The following is a 4,158-nucleotide window of genomic DNA, read 5'->3' on the forward strand; positions in this document are numbered from 1 at the left end:
ATTTTGAAGAAGTTCGCTTTCATTTGTTTCTTCCTGCTGTTCTTCAGCGGCAGCTTGTTCTTCAATGACTTCTTGCTCTTCTGTTTCGTTTTGTTCAACGGTTTGTTTTTCTTCTGACATTGTGTTCACCTCCCTCAAAGTGTAAGGAGAAGGGCGGGTGCTGCCCTTCGATAAAATTTGCCAAAATTCCCTTATTCATCATACAAACTTGTTAATGCTTTTGACAAGTCCGAAGTCACATGCTGAAGCAGGCTGACAACCCTGGAATAATTCATGCGGGTCGGACCGATGATCGCAATTGAGCCGATCTGCTTCTGATCAACGGAATAAGAAGCCGTAATCAGACTGCAGTTTTCCATCTCTTCATAGTCGTTTTCTTTCCCGATTTTAATCGAAATTCCCGTGTGTGGGGATTGAACGAGCTTTAAAACATCCTGTTCTTTTTCAATTAATGAGAGAAGCGACCGAACTCTGGTGATATCATGGAACTCCGGCTGGTTCAGCATATTGATTTTTCCGCCGAAAAACAATTTTTCAACGTGATTTGTGGAATGAAAGGTTGAACGAAGCGCGTCAAGTATATTGTCATAGTTCTTAATGTGCTGTCTTAGGTACATGACGACTTCCTTAAATATGCGCTCATTCAGTTCATCCATTGGAACGCCGCTTAAACGGTCGTTCAATATATTTACCAGTTTTTCAATATCAGACAGATCCATTTTGGCTGGAAAATTAATCGTTTTGTTTTCCACATGCCCTGTATTGGTAACGAGAATTGCTACCGCCATATCAGGCTGAATCGGTATGATTTGAATCTGTTTAAGGTAATTCTCACTCAGCTTCGGCCCGAGTACGATGGATGTGTAATTCGTCAGATCGGACAATATTTGCGCTGATTTTTGAACTGTCTTCTCCAGCTCGAAAATTTTCTCTTTGAAGATCGAGTGGATTTGGTCCAGGTCGCTTTTTGTCAGTTTGACGGGTGAAAGCAAATGGTCAACATAGTACCGGTACCCTTTTTCCGACGGAACACGTCCTGAGGATGAATGGGTTTTTTCAATGAAGCCCAATTCTTCCAAGTCAGCCATCTCGTTTCTTATTGTTGCAGAGCTAAATGTGATTTCATCTTTTTTCGAAAGAGTTCTTGATCCTACCGGCTGTGCCGATTTAATAAAATCGTTGATTATGACCTGAAGGATCAGCAGCTGACGATTTGTTAACATCATCATCACCTCTGTTAGCACTCTCAACAAGCGAGTGCTAATTCTATAACAAAAGTATCAAACCACAAGAAAAATGTCAATTATAACTCACCCAAAAAAGCGCCAAAAACTTCATTACCTAATAATTTCCCCTGATGAGTCAAACAAACGGCAGACTCCGAATTGTGAATCAGCCCTTTTTCAGTGAGGTCTTTTAATACGTTTGGAAAAAGTTCATCCAGTGAACGACCGTATTTTTCTGCAAATCGTTTTTTGCTGACACCGGCTGTTTTTCTCAACCCCAAAAACATTTCTTCTTCAATTTGTTCCTCTGTTGTCACGTCATGTGTATCTCTATACGGAAAGCCTTTTTCGGCTATCAGGTCAATGTAATGTTTGACAGGTCCTACGTTTACTGTCCGTGTGCCGCTGATATATCCGTGGGCCCCTGCTCCGAAGCCGAAATATTCCTCGTTGCTCCAATACGTCAGATTGTGTTTTGATTCCAAACCTGCCTTGGCAAAGTTGCTGATTTCATATTGATGAATGCCGTGAGCTTCCATACGTCTCATCACCATTTCATACATTTCGGCTTCCTGCTCCTGCGGCGGAAGATGAAGCCGCCCTTTTTGCATCAAATTATAAAATACCGTTTTCGGCTCTACAATGAGGGAGTATACGGAATAATGCTCGGCATCCAGCGATAAAGCAGTGTTTAAAGAATGATCCAGATGCTTGAGGGTTTGCCCCGGGAGCCCGAACATTAAATCAAGACTGATATTGTCAAAACCGATTTCCCGCGCCCTTTCAAAAGAGGCAAATACATCTTTTTGCTTGTGCACCCGGCCGATTTTTTCTAACAGATCGTCTTCGAACGTTTGGACACCAAAGCTGAGGCGATTTACGCCGGCTTCTTTTAATATGTTTAATTTCTCTGCGGACAAGTCGTCCGGATTCGCTTCAACCGCAAATTCCGATAATGCGCTTGAGGGCTTCAGCACTCGTATGATCATGTCCATCAGCTTTTTGAGCTGTTCCTCAGAGAGAGAGGTCGGCGTGCCTCCTCCGATAAAGATCGTTTTGAGGTCAGGCTTCCCTGTTTTTGCTATTGTATTTATCATTTCCTGTTCGAGCGCGTTTAAATACTCGTCAACAGGCTGGCTTTGAATAAAATATTTATTGAAATCGCAGTAGTGGCAAATATGCTCACAAAATGGAATATGGATATAAGCTGATTTCAACGAATTCACCTTCTTTACAGAAAGAAGCCGCAGTACAGGACTGCGGCGGCTTCTATTATTTTTTCGGACTGTCGTCCATTTTCAGGACCGCCATAAATGCTTCTTGCGGCACTTCAACTGAGCCGACCTGCTTCATTCGGCGTTTTCCTTCTTTTTGTTTTTCAAGAAGCTTCCGTTTCCGCGAGATGTCTCCGCCGTAACATTTAGCCAATACGTTTTTACGCATCGCTTTAATGGTAGAGCGGGCCACGATTTTCTGGCCGATCGCCGCTTGAATCGGTACTTCAAAGTGCTGGCGCGGAATGAGCTCTTTCAGTTTTTCTACAATTACTTTTCCGCGTTCGTACGCGTAATCGCGATGCACAATAAATGAAAGGGCGTCGATTTTTTCTCCGTTCAGCATAATGTCCATCTTGACAAGTTTAGACGGTTTGTAGCCGATCAGTTCGTAATCAAAGGACGCGTAGCCTTTTGTGCTTGATTTCAGCTGATCAAAAAACTCATAGACGATTTCCGCTAATGGCATGTCATAAACAATGCTGACGCGATTAGCGTCTAAATATTGCATGTCGATAAAATTGCCGCGTTTTCCTTGGCAAAGCTCCATCACTGCACCGACATAATCGTTCGGCACCATCATTGTCGCTTTTACATACGGCTCTTCTATCCGTTCAATCTTTTGAGGGTCAGGCATATTTGATGGATTATCAACCACCACTTTTTCTCCGTCTGTCATATACACATCATATATAACACTCGGTGCTGTGGTGATCAGGTCAATTTTAAACTCACGCTCAATCCGCTCCTGGATGATTTCCATGTGAAGCATACCTAAAAATCCGCAGCGGAAACCGAATCCGAGCGCTTGGGATGTCTCTGCTTCATATTGAAGCGATGAGTCATTCAGCTCAAGCTTTTCAAGAGCTTCCCTTAAATCGTTGTATTTGGCCGTATCGATCGGATATAAACCGCAATACACCATCGGGTTCAGCTTGCGATATCCAGGCAATGCTTCGGCAGCCTGATCGGCCGCGCTTGTTATCGTGTCACCGACGCGTGTGTCACCGACATTTTTGATCGCGGCAGTTAAAAAGCCTACATCACCGACCGTCAGTTCATCTGTCGGAGTTGCTTTCGGCGTGAACACACCGACTTCTGTCACTTCAAACTCTTTGCCGGTCGCCATCATTTTGATTTTTTGCCCCGGCTTTACCGTTCCTTCAACAACTCTGATATACGCCACGACACCGCGGTAAGCGTCATAAAGCGAGTCGAAGATCAGCGCTTTGAGCGGCGCCTCCGGATCTCCGGTCGGAGCGGGCACCTTTTCTACGATCTGTTCTAAAATCTCCTCAATCCCGATACCGGCTTTTGCTGAAGCAAGCACGGCTTCTGATGCGTCAAGGCCAATAACATCCTCTACCTCTTGGCGCACGCGTTCCGGCTCGGCGCTCGGCAGATCGATTTTATTGATGACCGGAAGTATTTCAAGATCGTTGTCAAGCGCTAAGTAGACATTGGCGAGCGTCTGCGCTTCAATTCCCTGTGCTGCATCCACGACAAGAATCGCTCCTTCGCAGGCAGCAAGGCTTCGGGATACTTCGTACGTGAAGTCGACGTGTCCTGGCGTATCAATCAGATGAAAAATGTATTCCTCTCCGTCTTTTGCTTTGTATTTAAGCTGAACAGAGTTTAACTTAATCGTTATACCCCGT

The 4,158-nt window shown here is 44.4% G+C and carries 3 protein-coding genes and 1 pseudogene; all 4 read right to left on the reverse strand.

Features of this window, described 5'->3' with window-relative positions; all coding sequences use genetic code 11:
• Positions 1–120, reverse strand: a pseudogene (locus RAC86_RS35925) (nucleotide exchange factor GrpE); the annotation flags it as partial.
• A 71-nt stretch (positions 121–191) separates the two neighbouring features.
• Complete coding sequence (hrcA, locus tag RAC86_RS35930) at positions 192–1,223, reverse strand: heat-inducible transcriptional repressor HrcA (protein WP_014114464.1); 1,032 nt, start codon at positions 1,221–1,223, stop codon at positions 192–194.
• An 80-nt stretch (positions 1,224–1,303) separates the two neighbouring features.
• Positions 1,304–2,443, reverse strand: a complete 1,140-nt coding sequence (gene hemW / locus RAC86_RS35935) for a radical SAM family heme chaperone HemW (protein ID WP_072566569.1) — start codon at positions 2,441–2,443, stop codon at positions 1,304–1,306.
• A gap of 55 nt (positions 2,444–2,498) precedes the next feature.
• Positions 2,499–4,158 (reverse strand): translation elongation factor 4 (gene lepA, locus RAC86_RS35940; protein ID WP_377886712.1); only part of this gene is annotated, 1,660 nt, incomplete at its 5' end.

Source organism: Bacillus sp. LR_5, from assembly GCF_042709275.1.

What these genes read in the sequence shown, in the direction of transcription:
- hrcA (WP_014114464.1), bottom strand. Translation starts at nt 1,223, where the DNA reads ATGTTAACAAATCGTCAGCTGCTGATCCTTCAGGTCATAATCAACGAT.